We start from the raw sequence: 15,027 nt of genomic DNA, 5'->3' as shown, positions 1-15,027 counted from the left end.
TATGCTCTCCAGCACTGAACATTTTGAACCTGAGGAGAACCGGGATATCACGGTAAGGCCTCACGCTCCCGCACCAGCATTCCGGCGGTAAATTCCCGCACGCTTACGGGCCGGGGCTCCCCCCCGTGCTCCAGACACTGCAGCACCGTTGCCAGCACCCGGGCAGTATCCAGGGACGTCAGGCAGGGTACCCGGTACTCGGCAGCGGTACGGCGCAGGCGGAAGCCGGGCCGGGCGGGGTGCTTGCCCCGGGTGGGGGTGTTGATGACCAGGCTGACCCCACCTGAACGCAACAGGGCTGTCACATCCTCCACTTCCTGCACGGGTATGCCGGCAGCAGCAATGGCCCTCGCCGTTCCACCGGTGGCGTAAAGAGTGTAACCCAGGGCCGCATACTGGCGGATCACGGGCAGTGCTTCGATTTTATCCCTGTCGGCCAGGGAAACCAGCACCGCTTTCGGTGCACCAGGAGCAGAACCACCGGACGATTTAGTACCGTTCACGACCGGGGACGGACTTAAACCGCTGGCCACCATGGCCTTATAAAGTGCCCCGGGGAAAGTACGGTCGACTCCCATGACCTCCCCGGTGGACTTCATTTCCGGTCCCAGGGAAATTTCCACCTCACCCAGCTTTTCAAAGGAGAAAACCGGTGCCTTCACGGTAACGTAATCCGAAACCCTGCCCAGACCCGACCCGTAACCCTGATCGGACAGCTTTTTGCCCAGCATGGCCCGGGTACCCACCTGTACCATGGGCACAGCCGTCACCTTGCTTAAAATGGGCACAGTCCGGGAAGCGCGGGGATTCACTTCCAGGACATAGATGCCGTCTCTGGCCACCACGTACTGGATGTTCAGGAGCCCGCACACTTTTAGCGCCCGGCCAATCTGCAGGGTGTAGTCCACCACCTGCTCTATCTGGGCCGGGGTGAGGTTCTGGGGCGGGTATACGGCCATGCTGTCCCCCGAATGCACCCCCGCCCGCTCGATGTGCTCCATAATGCCGGGAATGAAAATATCCCTGCCGTCCCCTATGCCGTCGATTTCCACTTCCCGGCCCCGGATGTATTTGTCGACCAGCACCGGGTGACGGGGTGAAACCTGCACCGCCGTTTCCATATATTTTAGCAACTCCGGAGTGTTGTGGACAATCTCCATGGCCCGCCCCCCCAGGACGTAGGAAGGCCGCACCAGCACCGGGTACCCCAGGCTCTCGGCAATTTGCCGGGCCTGTTCCACGGTAAAGGCGGTACCTCCCTCTGTCTGGGGAATGCCCAGGCGGGATAAAAGGGCGCTGAATTTTTCCCGGTCCTCGGCGGCGTCAATGGATTCCACGGGCGTACCCAGCACCTTCACCCCGCGGGCGGCCAGCTCCCCGGCCAGGTTGATGGCGGTCTGGCCCCCGAACTGGACGATCACACCCATGGGTTTTTCCTTTTCCACCACGTTGAGGACATCCTCCAGGGTGAGAGGTTCAAAATAAAGCCGGTCGGCGGTGTCAAAATCGGTACTCACCGTTTCCGGGTTGTTGTTGATGATGATGGCCTCGACCCCTTCGGCCTGCAACCCCCAGACCGAATGTACCGAACAATAATCAAACTCAATGCCCTGGCCGATCCGGATCGGACCCGAACCCAGAACGATCACTTTAGGCCGGGAAGACACCATTACCTCATCCACGGCATCGTAGGTTGAATAGTAATATGGGGTGGCGGCCTCAAATTCCGCAGCACAGGTGTCCACCATCTTGTAAGCCGGGACAATGCCGTACTGTTTCCGAAGCGCACGCACCCGGTCGAAATCCAAACCGGTCAGCCGGGCAATATGGCTGTCGGCAAAACCATACGCCTTGGCCCGCCGGAGTAACTCGGGAGGGAGGGTGCGCCCGGCCGCCCGCAGCTCTCCTTCCAGAACCACGATGTTTTTTATTTTCTCCAGGAAGAAATAGTCTATGGCCGTAAGTTGAAATATTTCCCGCATGGCCCAGGCCCGGCGGAAAGCTTCGGCAATGGCAAACAGGCGCAGGTCGTTGGGGCGGGAAAGCAGTTGCTGCAGTTCCATTTCGCTCCAGCTGCCCGAACCCTTCCACTGCAGGCTGTCCACCCCGATTTCCAGGGAGCGCACCGCCTTGAGCAGGGCCCCCTCAAACGTGCGGTCAATAGCCATGACCTCGCCGGTAGCCTTCATCTGGGTACCCAGGGTGCGGTCCGCGCTGCTGAACTTGTCAAAGGGCCAGCGGGGTATTTTCACAACCACATAGTCCAGGGCCGGCTCGAAGCAGGCACAGGTTTTCCCCGTCACTGGATTGATGATCTCGTCCAGCCTCAAGCCGATAGCTATCTTCGCCGCGGTACGGGCAATGGGATAACCGGTGGCCTTGGAAGCCAGGGCGCTGGAACGGCTGACCCGGGGGTTGACCTCAATCACGTAATAGCGGAAGCTCTCCGGGTCCAGGGCGAACTGAACATTGCAGCCCCCCTCCACCTTCAAGGCCCGGATGATCTTAAGGGCGGCGGAGCGCAACAGCTGGTATTCCTTATCGGCCAGGGTCTGGGACGGCGCGACCACGATACTGTCCCCGGTATGGATACCGATAGGGTCGATGTTTTCCATGTTGCAGATGGTGATACAGTTGTCGGCTCCATCCCGCATCACTTCGTACTCTATTTCCTTCCAGCCGGCCACGCTCTTTTCCAGCAGCACCTGGCCGATGGGGCTCATCACCAGCCCCCGGTGGACGATGGCCTCCAGTTCCTGCGGACACGTAGCCATGCCACCCCCGGTACCGCCCAGGGTGTAAGCCGGCCGGACGATCAGGGGGTAACCGATTGCCCGGGCAAACTCCAGGGCCTGTTCCACGCTGGTGACCGTGGTACTTGGAGGTACCGGCTCACCTATGGCCAGCATGGTCTCCTTGAACAGTTCCCTGTCCTCCGCCCGGCGGATGCTGTCCAGGGAAGTGCCCAGCAGTTCCACACCATATTTTTCCAGCACCCCCTGGCGGGCCAGTTCCACGGCCAGGTTCAGCCCGGTTTGACCTCCCAGGGTGGGCAACAGCCCCTGGGGCCTCTCACGTTCGATTATGCGGGCCACGGTCTGCCAGGTAAGGGGCTCGATATAGATCTGATCGGCCATGTGGCTGTCGGTCATGATGGTGGCCGGGTTGGAATTCACCAGCACCACCTGAACCCCTTCCTCTTTGAGGGCCCGGCAGGCCTGGGTACCGGCATAGTCGAACTCCGCGGCCTGCCCTATAATAATCGGGCCGGAGCCAATAACCAGTACCTTGTTGATGTCTTGACGTCTGGGCATGGCTATCCTCCTGCTGCCAAAGTTACCGTTTCATCTCGGCCAGGACGCCGGCCAGGATTTCCACCGCCTCATCCACCTCGGCCTTTGTGATAATCAAGGGAGGAATAAAGCGCAGGATGTGATTGTCCACACAGTTAATTAACAAACCCCTATCCTGGCATTTGCCAACGATCTCCCTGCCCTCGACAGCCAGTTCCATACCCAACATCAGCCCCAGGCCGCGCACTTCCCGGATAAAGGGGAAACGGCCTGCCAGTTCCGAAAGGCGCCCCTTAAAATACGCCCCCACCCGGGCGGCATTCTCAATCACACCCTCATGGAGCAGGTATTCCACGGCGGCCAGCCCGGCCGCACAGGCGAGGGGGTTGCCCCCGAAGGTGGAAGCGTGGTCGCCGGGACTGAAAGCCGACGCCACCCTCTCCCTGGCCACCATGGCTCCGATGGGGAACCCTCCGCCCAGGGCCTTGGCCAGCGTAAAAATATCCGGCTCCACTCCGTAATGCTGGTAGGCCAGGAACTTACCCGTACGGCCCAGACCGCACTGCACTTCGTCAAAGATCAGCAGGGCATCGTAACGGTCACAGAGCTCCCGGGCCGCCTTTAAGAATTCAGGCGTGGCCACGTTCACCCCGCCCTCGCCCTGGACCGGTTCAAGCAGCACCGCACAGGTGCCGGAGTTCACGGCCCGGGAAAGGGCCTCCACATCATTGAAGGGAACGTACTTAAACCCCGCCGGAAGTGGTTCAAAACCCTTCTGGTACTTCGGCTGAGCCGTGGCGGTGATGGCCGCCAGGGTACGCCCGTGGAAAGATTTCAGGGCCGTGATGATTTCATATTTTTCCTGACCGCCGTGAATTTTACCGTACTTGCGTGCGAGCTTGATGGCCGCCTCGTTGGCCTCGGCACCACTGTTGCAGAAAAACACCCGGTCCCCGCAGGAATTTTCCACCAGCAACCGGGCCAGCTTCGCCTGGGGTTCTATATAGTAAAGGTTGGATACATGCATCAATTTCCGGGCCTGGGAAGTTATAGCCTCAACCACTGCCGGGTGGCAGTGGCCCAGGGAGCAGACAGCCAACCCGGCCACAAAGTCAAGGTACTCCTTCCCTTCGGCGTCCCAAACCCGCGCCCCCTGTCCGCTCACCAGGGCCAGGGGGAAGCGCCCGTAGGTCCGCATGACGTATTTATCGGTAAGCTCGATAATTTCCGCACCGGCCACATCTCATTCCTCCCTGCTCACCGGACCACCATGGTACCGATGCCTTTATCCGTAAACACTTCGAGCAAAATGGAGTGTGGTACCCGCCCATCCAGAATGTGCGTGGTGTTCACACCGCCGTAAAGGGCACGGGTACAGCACTCAACCTTGGGGATCATGCCGCCACCGATAATGCCTCTGGCGATCAAATCAGGTACATCGTCCGCCCGGATCACCGAAAGCAGGGAGTCTTTGTTTTCCCTGTCTTCCAGAATGCCTTCCACGTCGGTAAGGATAATCAGCTTGTCGGCACCCAGGGCCACCGCCAGTTCCCCGGCGGCGGTATCGGCATTGACATTGTAACTCTCCCCCTCGGGGCCCGCCGCCACGGGGGCCACCACGGGAATATAGCCTTCATTGATTAAGGTGTGAACGATAGCCGGGTTAACCTTTTTCACCTGACCCACGCATCCGATGTCCACCAATTCCACCGTCCCGTCGGGCTGGTACACCCTGCCGGGTTTCTTTACGGCCTGGAGCAGGCAGGCATCCTTGCCCGAGAGGCCGACCGCCTTGCCGCCGATGCGGTTGATCAGGGATACGATTTCCTTGTTCAACTTGCCCGCCAGGACCATTTCCACTATTTCCATGGTTTCTTCGTCGGTGACCCGCAGGCCGCCCACAAAGCGGGACTCGATACCCAGCTTCTGGAGCATGGCCGAAATTTCTGGTCCCCCCCCATGGACAATTACCGGATGCATGCCCACATACTTCATTAAAACAACATCGGTAAGCACGGCCTTTTTCAACCCGCAGTCCACCATAGCATGCCCGCCGTATTTGATAACCACGGTCTTACCGTAAAACTTCTTTATGTAAGGCAGGGCCTCCACAAGAATGGCCGCTTTTTCCTGTGCGCTGAGCAATCGGATACCTCCCCGGTTTAACCTTCCTTAAAAAAGCCAGGTACAGGCGTTATGTCCGGTAGCTGGCGTTAATGTTTACATACTCGCAGGTCAGGTCGCAGCCCCAGGCAGTCGCTTCATATTCTCCCGCCTTTAAATCCACCAGCACCCGCACCTCACGGCCCGCCAGCACAGACGAAGCTGCTTCCTCATCAAAGGGCAAAGCCACTCCATCTCTGGCCACCATTATGTCACCCAGGTATATATCCACGCGGTCGGGATCAAAGTGCGCACCCGAGTAACCCGCAGCGCAGATAATACGCCCCCAGTTGGCATCCTGGCCGTATATGGCCGTCTTAACCAGGTTGGAAGCTACCACCGCCCGGGCGGCCAGGCGGGCATCCCTCTCGCTGGCGGCATTGGTCACCTTCACTTCCAGCAACTTGGTGGCCCCTTCACCATCCCTGGCCACCGCGCGGGCCAGACGGGTGCATACTTCGGTCAGAGCGTCACGCAACAGGCGGTAATCTTCATTTTCAGCGGTAATTTCCGGGTTTCCGGCCAGGCCGTTGGCCAGGGCCAGGACCATGTCATTGGTGCTGGTATCACCATCCACGCTGATCATATTGAAGCTGCGGTCCACCGCATAACGAAGCATTTCCTGGAGACAGGGAGCGGAAACGGCCGCATCGGTGGTGATAAAACAGAGCATGGTGGCCATGTTAGGGTGAATCATCCCGGAGCCCTTGGCCATCCCCCCGACGGTTACCGTGTGCCCGCTCAGAGTAAGAGAAACAGCCGTTTCCTTTGGCTCGGTATCGGTGGTCATAATGGCTTCGGCAGCGTCCGAGCCCCCCCGGGGAGAGAGTTCGCGGGCCGCAGCGGCAATACCCGGCAAGATACGGTCCATGGGCATGGGCTGGCCGATAACCCCGGTCGAAGCTACCAGGACATCCTCCTCGGGAATATTCAATACACGGGCCGTTTCCCGGGTCATGGCCAGGGCATCCCTGATACCCTGCTCGCCATTGCAGGTATTGGCGTTGCCGCTGTTCACCACCACCGCCCGGGCCGAACCACTGGCTATGCGCTCCATGGTAACCAGCACTGGTGCACCTTTCACCAGGTTGGTGGTGAAGACTCCTGCAGCCCGGGCCGGAACCCCGGAAAAAATCAAGGCAATATCCCGTTTTCCTTTATATTTCACTCCAGCGGCCACTCCCGCGGCCAGAAAGCCCTGCGGGGCGGTGACACCGCCGCTTTTCTCTTCCCACGTACTGGCCAAGCCGGCATTCCTCCTTATCCACCTTGAAGATAGCACTTGCCTGCCGTTTGCACCCGCTCGCTTCGTTCCCCAGCACTCACCGGATCCAGATACCTGCGTAAGGATTGAAACTGCACACAATTGGCATTCAGCCATACCCAATAACTCTGGTTGCAGTCAGTGCCGGGTCAATGTCGCTCGCTCATGTGCAAACGGCAGTCATTTTTACCTTTGTTACGGATATACCCCCGGTCCGTAAAGCCCCGTATCCTCCGCCAGCCCGAACATTATATTCATATTCTGGACCGCCTGGCCGGCGGCTCCTTTGATCAGGTTATCGATGGCGGAAATGATTACCACCCTGCCGGTGCGCCGGTCCACCACCAGGCCAATGTCACAGTGGTTGGAGCCGGCCACCATCCTGGTCGCTGGCAGCATGCCGGCGGGCAACACCCGGACAAATTTCTCCTCCTTGTAAAATTCCCGGTAGAGGGCCAAAACTTCCTCCGTGCTCTTCAACCGGGTCAGCCGGGCGTAGATGGTGCTTAAAATACCCCGGATCATGGGCGTCAGGTGGGGAGTGAAGGAAACCAGCACCTTTTCGCCGGCCAGGGCGCTTAATTCCTGCTCGATCTCAGGGGTGTGACGGTGTACAGCCACCCCATAGGCCTTTATGCTCTCGTTAACCTCGCAGTAATGGGTGTTCAGAGACAATCCCCGCCCGGCCCCTGAAACGCCGGATTTGGAATCGATGATGATGGAGCCGGTATCCACCAGGCCTTCTTTTAACAGGGGGGCCAGAGCAAGAATCACGCTGGTGGGATAACAACCCGGATTGGCTACCAGCCGGGCGGTACGGATTTCGTCCCGGTGGATCTCCGGCAAGCCGTACACCGCTTGAGGCAAGAGCTCCGCAGCTATGTGTTCGACTTTATACCAGTCCCGGTAAACTACGGGGTCGTGCAGGCGAAAGTCCGCTCCCAGGTCCACCAGGGCCTTTCCCCCACCAATAACTTCCCGGGCCACCGCCATGGCATGGCCGTGGGGCAGGGCTGTAAAGATAACGTCGCTTCTGTCCACCAGGGCCGGCAAGTCCTGCTCTTCGCAAGCCAGGTCCACATACCCGTAAAGGTGCGGGTAAACCTCCCAGAAGGCCTTGCCGGCATAACTCTGGGTGGTCAACCCCACCAGTTCTACCTGCGGGTGGGCGCTCAACAACCTGACCAGTTCGGCACCGGCATAACCGGTTGCCCCGATAATGCTTGCTTTAATAGCCATAATCGTCAGGCACGGACCCGGACGGCCGGGCGCCGGAATCCCGGGTCGCCTCTTGAGACTCCTTTCTATAAAGGGATGGTTTTTTAAATATAATATAAAGGGATGATTTATAATTATACAATTGATTGTATAAAAATACAATCTTTAAAGATAAATAATTATTCCCCCCGTACTGGTTACAAAGATCATCAACTTTCAGCGCTCCACGGGAAACGCAGGATCAGGACCAAAGCCAGCAGGAGCCCCGCTACCGCCAGGAGGTTCAGGGCGTGAAATACGGCCGGCACGCCCAGGTGGTCGGCCAGTACCCCCAGCAGGGTTACGCCCACGCCCCCCATACCCACACCAAAGCCAATGGTGAAACCGCTGGCCAGCCCCTTGCGGTGGGGCATCAGCTGCTGCCCGAGGACGATGGTGGTCGAAAAGGTGCTGATCAGGGCCGCACCTATAAAGGCCAGGAGCACCAGGGCGGCCGGGCCGCCACCGGCATGGAGGAATAGATAAATCAGTGGAATGAGCAGCGCCATGGAACCGGCCATCACACGGGGTGCTCCCAGGACGTCGGTTAGAGGGCCCCCCAACAGGGTACCGAAAGCCCCGGCCAGCAGAAAGACGGATACAAAATAGCCGGCCAGGTGTGCATTGCCGTGCAAATAGTCGGTGTAATAAAGGGGTATGTAGGTGGAAAGCCCCGCGTGCAGCCAGGAACGAAAAATGATAAAAATGAGGAGCAGGGCGAAGGAAGCCAGTGTTCCTTTGTCCCATTCCACAACGGCAGTCCGGTTTTCCCCCGGGAGGGCCGTCCCGCTTCTTTCTTTTCCACCTGTAAGGTCCAAAGGACGCTCCGCCCCCCCTTCCTCCTGGAGGGAATTCAGGCGTGGCCAGTATAGCAGCAGGATGCCGGCGGTAAACAGAGCGGGCAGGATAAAATAAACCGTGGCCTTCGCTCCACCAAGGGTCAGAAGCCAGGCCATAAACAGGGAACCCAGGCCAAAACCCAGGTTGCCGCCCACCGAAAAAACTGCCATGCCGCTCCCCTTGCGCTTCCCGCTGACCAGGTTGGCCGCCCGGGAGCCTTCCGGGTGGTAGGCCGCCACACCCAGGCTGGAGATGGCCACTGCCAGCAATAGAACGGAGAACCAGGGCAGAAGGCCGGTAGAAGCCAGACCTGCACCGGCCACCAGACAGCCCGCCGGCAAAAGCCAGCGAGCCGGGCGCCGGTCAGCAAAATAACCGAAAACAGGCTGGATAACTGATGAAGCCACGTTGGACACAAGCACTAAAAGACTGGCCTGAGCATAAGTAAGAGCAAAGACCTGCTTTAATACCGGGAGCAAAGCTGGTAAAGCACCCTGGGCCATGTCGGTGACCAGGTGGCCCCAGGATAACAGCAGGAGCACACCGGCCACAGGCCTTTTCTGTCTGGCCGCTTTTCCCGCAGGCATTGTGCTGCTTGTTGCTTCCATTTTTGATGCGGACAAATATTCCACCCCCATTTATGTTGCAAACACCGGCTCCTCGCAGAGCTTTAACCTGACGATAACATCATTAAGGTTAATCTTACGCTTCTTTTCAACGCTGTGGCAATACCAGAAAGAGAGCAAATATGAAGTTAATATGTTAATATTCAATTCTTTTTACCGTTTTCGGGAGCTTTCAGGAACACAAAAAAACTGCCGTCTTTATAGAAAGGCGGGCAGTAACCATACCGGTCAAGTAACCGCATCATGCATGTTTATACTTCTTTCAAAACAGAAACACTGTTAAGCACAAAGCTTGCCTGAAAACAGGGCAGGGAACATCCCTAACTTTTTCCCGTCAGGGAGTCCAGTACCTGCAGCGCTTCCGTGGCGTAAGCGGCCGCCGGGCCGCCGCCCATCAATACGGCCACACCCACGGCTTCCATTATTTCTTCCCGGGTGGCGCCCAGCTCCAGGGCCTTTGCCACATGGACTGCGATGCAGTAGTGGCACCTTATGGCCACGCTAATGCCTATGGCAATCAACTCCTTTTGCCTGGCGCTGAGGGCTCCGTCACTGATGACGGCCTCGTGCAAATCCCGGAATCCCTTCATCACCCGGGGCAACTCTCTGGCCAGCTTGCCCACACCCTGGTTGAAGCTCTCCAGTGTTTTTTGTACGTCCATAATTTTCACCTCTTTATTATTTATACCTTAAGCTCTTTATCTATTCGACTCCTTAGCTAAAGTTTCCTTCCCACCGGATAATTTTATACCTTTGGCTACCCGGATTCACAGAGAGAGGACGGCGGCTCCACACACTCCTGTTCCAGACGCAGGCCCTCCTCGAGCATTTTTTGAATCACGGGGTGGAAGAGGCGGTAATCCGGGTCCCCCAGCAGAGCACGGAGGCGCCGGCCGTACGAGGTGGCAAAGGGCGAAGCAAACCGGCGGTATCGTTCCAGGGTGGACACATCCATGTACAGGGGCTTCAGCCCGGGCAGGCAGCGCTTCTCAAGGTGGACAAAAATGGAAAAGCCCCCGTAGTCAATGTCGCCCCAGTGGAAAAACGGCACCGCACGACCGGTACCGGCCAGATATTCCCGCAGTTTACTCAAAAACCGCCGGCGAACTGAATTATGATAACCCCCCAGGTATATGGCCAGAAATTGGTCGCGGCAGGTCTTAACGAACTGGTAAAAGGGGGTCAGGTTTTCAATAGTGATAATGTAATCGGCGGCAACATTTTTAACCGTCAGCCGGTCAACCATTTCCGCCGGCAACCCCAGGTCCGGGGAAAAATCTCCCACCCGCAGGGTACAGCCTTCAACTGCAAATTCCAGGTTACCGCTGATGAAAATGTGCTGGGGGTTGTCCACAACCCCCAGTTCGGCCAGAGCCTGATTGACCTCTGCGGCGCTAAGGGTGGCTTTGTTTCCCCCGCCGTCTTTTCCCCAGTCCGGGTGAAAATCACGGACAATTCGCGCCACAGTTGGAGCCAGATTGTTAAATGCCTTGCTATTGCCAAGCACCCGGAGGCTGAAAACCCGCCTGGGTATCTCCTCCTGCAAAAGGCTCAGCTCACGAATGACCATGAAAAGCTGCTCCGCATGCCCCCGGTCCGCAGGATCCAGGTAGGGCTGACTTTCCCCTTTTTCCATTCGCCGGGCAACAGTATGGAAGAATTCCTGCGCCCAAGGGGCCGCCCCCCGGGCATAGTCTCTGGCCAGGCGGGCCAGTTCCCTGAACTGCTCCGCCCTCGAACGCCGTTTCAGCCGGGCGTAGACCTCACCCAGGCGATCAATATTCAAGGCCACTTTCTCAATTAGATTGTTTTCCTCAAACTTGACCCAGCGAATCTCAATCAACCCCCGGAGCTCCAAAGCCAGGGCTGCCCCATTGATCTCTTCTTTATACCGGGCGGTGGTATCGTCAAAATAGCGGGGTATGGTCCGGGGGTTGAAATGAAGCCAGATGCGCCGGCTGCTCCCTTTGCCCCTGGCCAGGGCGCTGCGCTCATACTTGTCCACCAGAGTCTCCAGAATATAACGTTCGTAGTCCATTGTCATCACCAAAACCACAGAATCTAACCAGCCACCCTTTCCACAGCCTCAATCCGGCTTTCACCAACTGCTTCCTTAAACTGCTTGTAATCTTCTATCCAGCTGTTTTTACCATCGCGCATCACCAGGAGGGTGGTTGTCACATGGGGGCTGATAAACTCGCACTTGTCGGTAGGGGCTGCGATAATAGCCTGCATACCCATCTCATTGATAAAGCGCAGGGAATTTTCCATGCGGTCGACATCCATCCGGTTGAAGGCTTCGTCAAAGAGCATCAACCGGATGCTGTCCCGGTTGGTCTTGGCCCGGTAAAGTTGGGCAAAGGATGCCACAATGGCCACGTAATATGGGGTCTGAGTCTCACCCCCCGATTTTTCCCGACAGACCTTGCTAAAGGTAGAGGTTTCACCGTTGGCATGGGTAATTTTGATATCATAATCCAGAAAACTCCGGTAATCGGTGTATTCCGCAATGCTTTCGGGCAGGTACCTGGGCGACAGGTTGCTTATTTTATCAAACAACTCGTCCAGGGCCTCCCGGTGTCGCTGCTGAAAAACACTGTCAAAAAGGGAGATACCCCCCTCCACCATTTCCGTATCCTCGAGCATCTGGTAGAACTTGCGGTGCTTTTCGGAAGGGTATACCAGAAAGCGGTATTTATCTCCGCCAAAAGAAATACCCTTTAAAGCTTCGTTCAAGAAGTCAAATTCATTGCGGGCATTTTGAATGTTCTCACGCAGCTTGTAGATGAAGTGTTCCTTGAATTCCTCCTCGGCTTCCCTTTTGGCCTCGTTGATTTTCTCCTCATAGTCGGGCAGCTCGCTTCCCACCAGTTTCTTATATTCCTCTACCCACTCGTCATTCTCATCCGCTTCTATTCGCCCGCCGAACTGGTACTTGTTGTTATATTCGGCCTTGAGAAGTTCCAGGGCCTTTTCCTTGTTAAAAATAAGCGTTTCCACGCTCTTTCGGTTGAGGGTGAAGTTGGCCGCTACCTCCTGGGGTGAATGACGACGGATCTCCCGGGCGTAACGCCTTTCCCCCTCGGGCACAACATGGGAGTTCAAGGAGCAAAACAGCCGGAACTCCTCCTCCAGCCGGGCATGTTCGCCTTCCAGGGCCACCCGCTCCGTTTTTTTCTGTTCCAGGGTGGTGAGTAATTCTCCCTGCCGCTGGTTATATTTCTCAATCCGGCTGTTTAAGGCATCCATTTCCTGTTCCAATTGATCCAGCTTTTGTTGCAGAGCGTCGATGCCTGAAGTATCCACCCCGGCCAGCTCCCGTTCCCTGACGGAAAGCTCCCGCTGTAACGCGGATAGCTCCCGCCACGTACCCCGGTGCTCTTTCAGGAAGATATAATACTCCTCCCGGCTGCTTGTCATCTGGTTCAGCCTTTCCAGTCTTTCCAACCTGGAGAGCAATTCATTCCTTAATGCAGCAATCTCCTGCAGACGGGCTTCTTTGCGAGCAATCTGGCGGGCATAGGCCCGTTCACCGATAAAGGGGGTTTCGTACACTTCGAATTTAATCTGCCGGGCGGTATGATTGCTGTAGGTCATGCAGGTCGGGGTAATGGCCCGACGGTAATTTTTCAGTTCCTGTTCATTCTCACACTTGATCAGGTCGCCCATCAGCTGGTGGACGTAGGCCAGAGCATAGCGGTTCTGGGAGCGTACCTCGCAGGCCAGGGAGTTGGGTTCAATGCGGTTCAAATATTTCAATACCCGGCCGGTATTGACCAGGCCCACCCCTGAGATCCTCAGTTCCTTTTTGTGTTTTTCATAGACGGAAAGGGCATAATCAAAATGTTCCGGCTCCACAATCAGGTCGAAGCGCCGGGTGTTGAGCCAGCCTTCCACCGCGTCCTGCCACTTCTCGTCGGGAACTCCCAGAAGCTCGCAGAGCACCCCGGGCTCCACGTCAATGCCTTTCACGGCGCGGAATTTTTCCCGGATCAGATCCCGCAGGTCGGTCACCTTGCGGTCGTAAATATGCTTCTTGTTGCGCAGGCTGGCCAGTTCCTGCTGCAGGGTCTGCTCCTCCTGATCCAGCTCCTTCAGCTTGCGCCGGATTTCCCAGGCCTGTTCCTGCACCCTTTCCCGTACCCTCCTCAGTGTTTCCCGGCCCCGGTCAATCAACCGGCCCAGGGCATCGAGAGATTCCCCGTCACCGTGGGGCAGGGGTTGCCCCTCCCCAACCTGCCCGTCACCGGCCGCGGCCAGCCCCTGGAGCCCGTCCACCAGCTCCGCGAGCATACTGCGCTCAGCCGGTAAAAGCGAATCTTCCCCTGCCTCGTCCAGGAGTTGCACCAGCACCCGGCATTCCTCCCGGGCGGTTTTAGCTACCAGGCTGCAAGCGCGGGACAGTTCCTTCACCCGTTCCTTGAGGGTGCGGATCTCACCTTTCAAACGCTCCACCAGCTGCCAGGTGGTATTGACCGCCAGGGCGTCCCGGTAGGACCGCTCCTCCTCCCGGTAGCGTTTCAACCGCTCCCTGGCCCCGTCCAGAGCCTGGCTCAACCGGGCCAGTTCTTCTTCCAGGGCCCGGGCCTGTTCCAGATTGGTCTGCAGGCTGGCCGCCACCCCGTCCCGGTTGGCCCGCAGGATTACATAATCCTGGATCAGGGCCCTTTCCCGGTCCCGCTGGATCTCCCGGTATTTATCTCTAATACTTTCCAGAGCGGCTATTTTCTCCCTGGTCTGGGCCGCCAGGTCGCTGTACTCTTTGTATCGCTGAAGGTTTTCCCGCATAATATCGATATTTATTTGCTTTTCTTCCAATACGTAGGAGTAAACAAACTGGCGTATATCCGTAATCGGCTTGAAGGAGATGGCTTTTACAAAAAGGGTGAAGAACCGGTCCCCCAGGGAACCCAGCTTGTGGAGCAAATCAGCCTGGTATTTTTCCACCGTGGGATAAATGGTGGCCCTGCGGTCCCTAACCGCGGCCCGGAACTCCCGGATATTGCGGGGGTGCTTGCCCGCTAAAAAAAGGCTGTCATCGAGACGGCAGTCCTCGATTTTGAAAAAACGGCTTTCATAGGTCACGTCATCGGCGTAGGAATCAATCACGGCACCCAAGAGGAAGTAGTTTTGCCTGGAGGTATCATAGAATTCCAGAACCACATAGGAAGTGACGTCGCCCTGGCGTTCGTACTTGCGGCCGCTCTCGCTGTCCCGCCCGGTCTTACAGCGCACGTAACCCAACAAATCCCGCCTGGTCTCGTCGAAGGCGGAAATGTTAAATTTTACCCGCCGCAGGTCGGCCACCAGCACGTACTGGATGGCGTCCAGAATGGTGGATTTGCCGCTGCCGTTATCCCCGGTGATCAGGGTACTGCCCCGGATATGTATGGTTTCGTTGGTAAAATAGTGCCAGTTAATCAACTTGATGCCGGTTAATTCTTTCAATTGCACCAGCTCCTCAGCGCCTTTTTCCTGTTAAATACTCAGTTAACCCGGTGGATACGGCCCAACAACTCACCAAAATATGACTCCTCCTGTGTTTCAGGCTTAATTGAAACATCCGGTTTTAAGAAGAGCCAGT

9 protein-coding genes are annotated in these 15,027 nt (G+C 57.2%); all 9 read right to left on the bottom strand.

Features of this window, described 5'->3' with window-relative positions:
• Positions 1–47: 47 nt before the first annotated feature.
• The 9 genes from carB to ACPLUI_RS00315 all read right to left on the bottom strand — a co-directional run bounded on the left by carB (position 48) and on the right by ACPLUI_RS00315 (position 14,891).
• Positions 48–3,314, bottom strand: coding sequence for a carbamoyl-phosphate synthase large subunit (gene carB / locus ACPLUI_RS00355; RefSeq protein WP_424658285.1), 3,267 nt, complete (start codon positions 3,312–3,314; stop codon positions 48–50).
• A 22-nt stretch (positions 3,315–3,336) separates the two neighbouring features.
• Positions 3,337–4,533 carry an acetylornithine transaminase gene (locus ACPLUI_RS00350; protein WP_424658284.1) on the bottom strand — a complete coding sequence of 399 codons (1,197 nt, stop codon included), beginning with the start codon at positions 4,531–4,533 and terminating at the stop codon, positions 3,337–3,339.
• Between the two features lie 17 nt (positions 4,534–4,550).
• Positions 4,551–5,438 (bottom strand): acetylglutamate kinase, encoded by an 888-nt coding sequence (gene argB / locus ACPLUI_RS00345; protein WP_424658283.1) that lies wholly within the window; start codon positions 5,436–5,438, stop codon positions 4,551–4,553.
• 49 nt (positions 5,439–5,487) lie between these two features.
• A complete protein-coding gene (gene argJ / locus ACPLUI_RS00340) occupies positions 5,488–6,702 on the bottom strand; it encodes a bifunctional glutamate N-acetyltransferase/amino-acid acetyltransferase ArgJ (protein ID WP_424658282.1) in 1,215 nt (404 codons plus the stop codon).
• 213 nt (positions 6,703–6,915) lie between these two features.
• Positions 6,916–7,959 (bottom strand): N-acetyl-gamma-glutamyl-phosphate reductase, encoded by a 1,044-nt coding sequence (gene argC, locus ACPLUI_RS00335; RefSeq protein WP_424658281.1) that lies wholly within the window; start codon positions 7,957–7,959, stop codon positions 6,916–6,918.
• A 188-nt stretch (positions 7,960–8,147) separates the two neighbouring features.
• The gene (locus ACPLUI_RS00330; protein WP_424658280.1) at positions 8,148–9,425 is read right to left on the bottom strand and encodes an MFS transporter; all 1,278 of its coding nucleotides are present in this window, start codon (positions 9,423–9,425) and stop codon (positions 8,148–8,150) included.
• A gap of 338 nt (positions 9,426–9,763) precedes the next feature.
• On the bottom strand, positions 9,764–10,105 hold the full coding sequence (locus ACPLUI_RS00325) for a carboxymuconolactone decarboxylase family protein (protein ID WP_424658279.1): 342 nt from the start codon (positions 10,103–10,105) through the stop codon (positions 9,764–9,766).
• A 95-nt stretch (positions 10,106–10,200) separates the two neighbouring features.
• Entirely contained in the window at positions 10,201–11,481 is a 1,281-nt protein-coding gene (locus tag ACPLUI_RS00320; RefSeq protein ID WP_424658278.1) for a Wadjet anti-phage system protein JetD domain-containing protein, read from the bottom strand.
• A 23-nt stretch (positions 11,482–11,504) separates the two neighbouring features.
• Positions 11,505–14,891 carry an ATP-binding protein gene (locus ACPLUI_RS00315; RefSeq protein WP_424658277.1) on the bottom strand — a complete coding sequence of 1,129 codons (3,387 nt, stop codon included), beginning with the start codon at positions 14,889–14,891 and terminating at the stop codon, positions 11,505–11,507.
• Positions 14,892–15,027 lie beyond the last annotated feature (136 nt).

The organism is Desulfofundulus sp., assembly GCF_049701015.1.
In the GTDB taxonomy this organism is placed as follows: Bacteria; Bacillota; Desulfotomaculia; order Desulfotomaculales; family Desulfovirgulaceae; genus Desulfofundulus.
Note: the sequence above shows the minus strand (reverse complement) of the source record. Positions and strands in the feature narration are given on the sequence as shown.

Coding starts and splice junctions, on each gene's coding strand:
- carB (WP_424658285.1), bottom strand. CDS start 3,314: ATGCCCAGACGTCAAGACATCAACAAGGTACTGGTTATTGGCTCCGGC.
- argC (WP_424658281.1), bottom strand. CDS start 7,959: ATGGCTATTAAAGCAAGCATTATCGGGGCAACCGGTTATGCCGGTGCC.
- ACPLUI_RS00330 (WP_424658280.1), bottom strand. CDS start 9,425: ATGGAAGCAACAAGCAGCACAATGCCTGCGGGAAAAGCGGCCAGACAG.
- ACPLUI_RS00325 (WP_424658279.1), bottom strand. CDS start 10,105: ATGGACGTACAAAAAACACTGGAGAGCTTCAACCAGGGTGTGGGCAAG.
- ACPLUI_RS00320 (WP_424658278.1), bottom strand. CDS start 11,481: ATGGACTACGAACGTTATATTCTGGAGACTCTGGTGGACAAGTATGAG.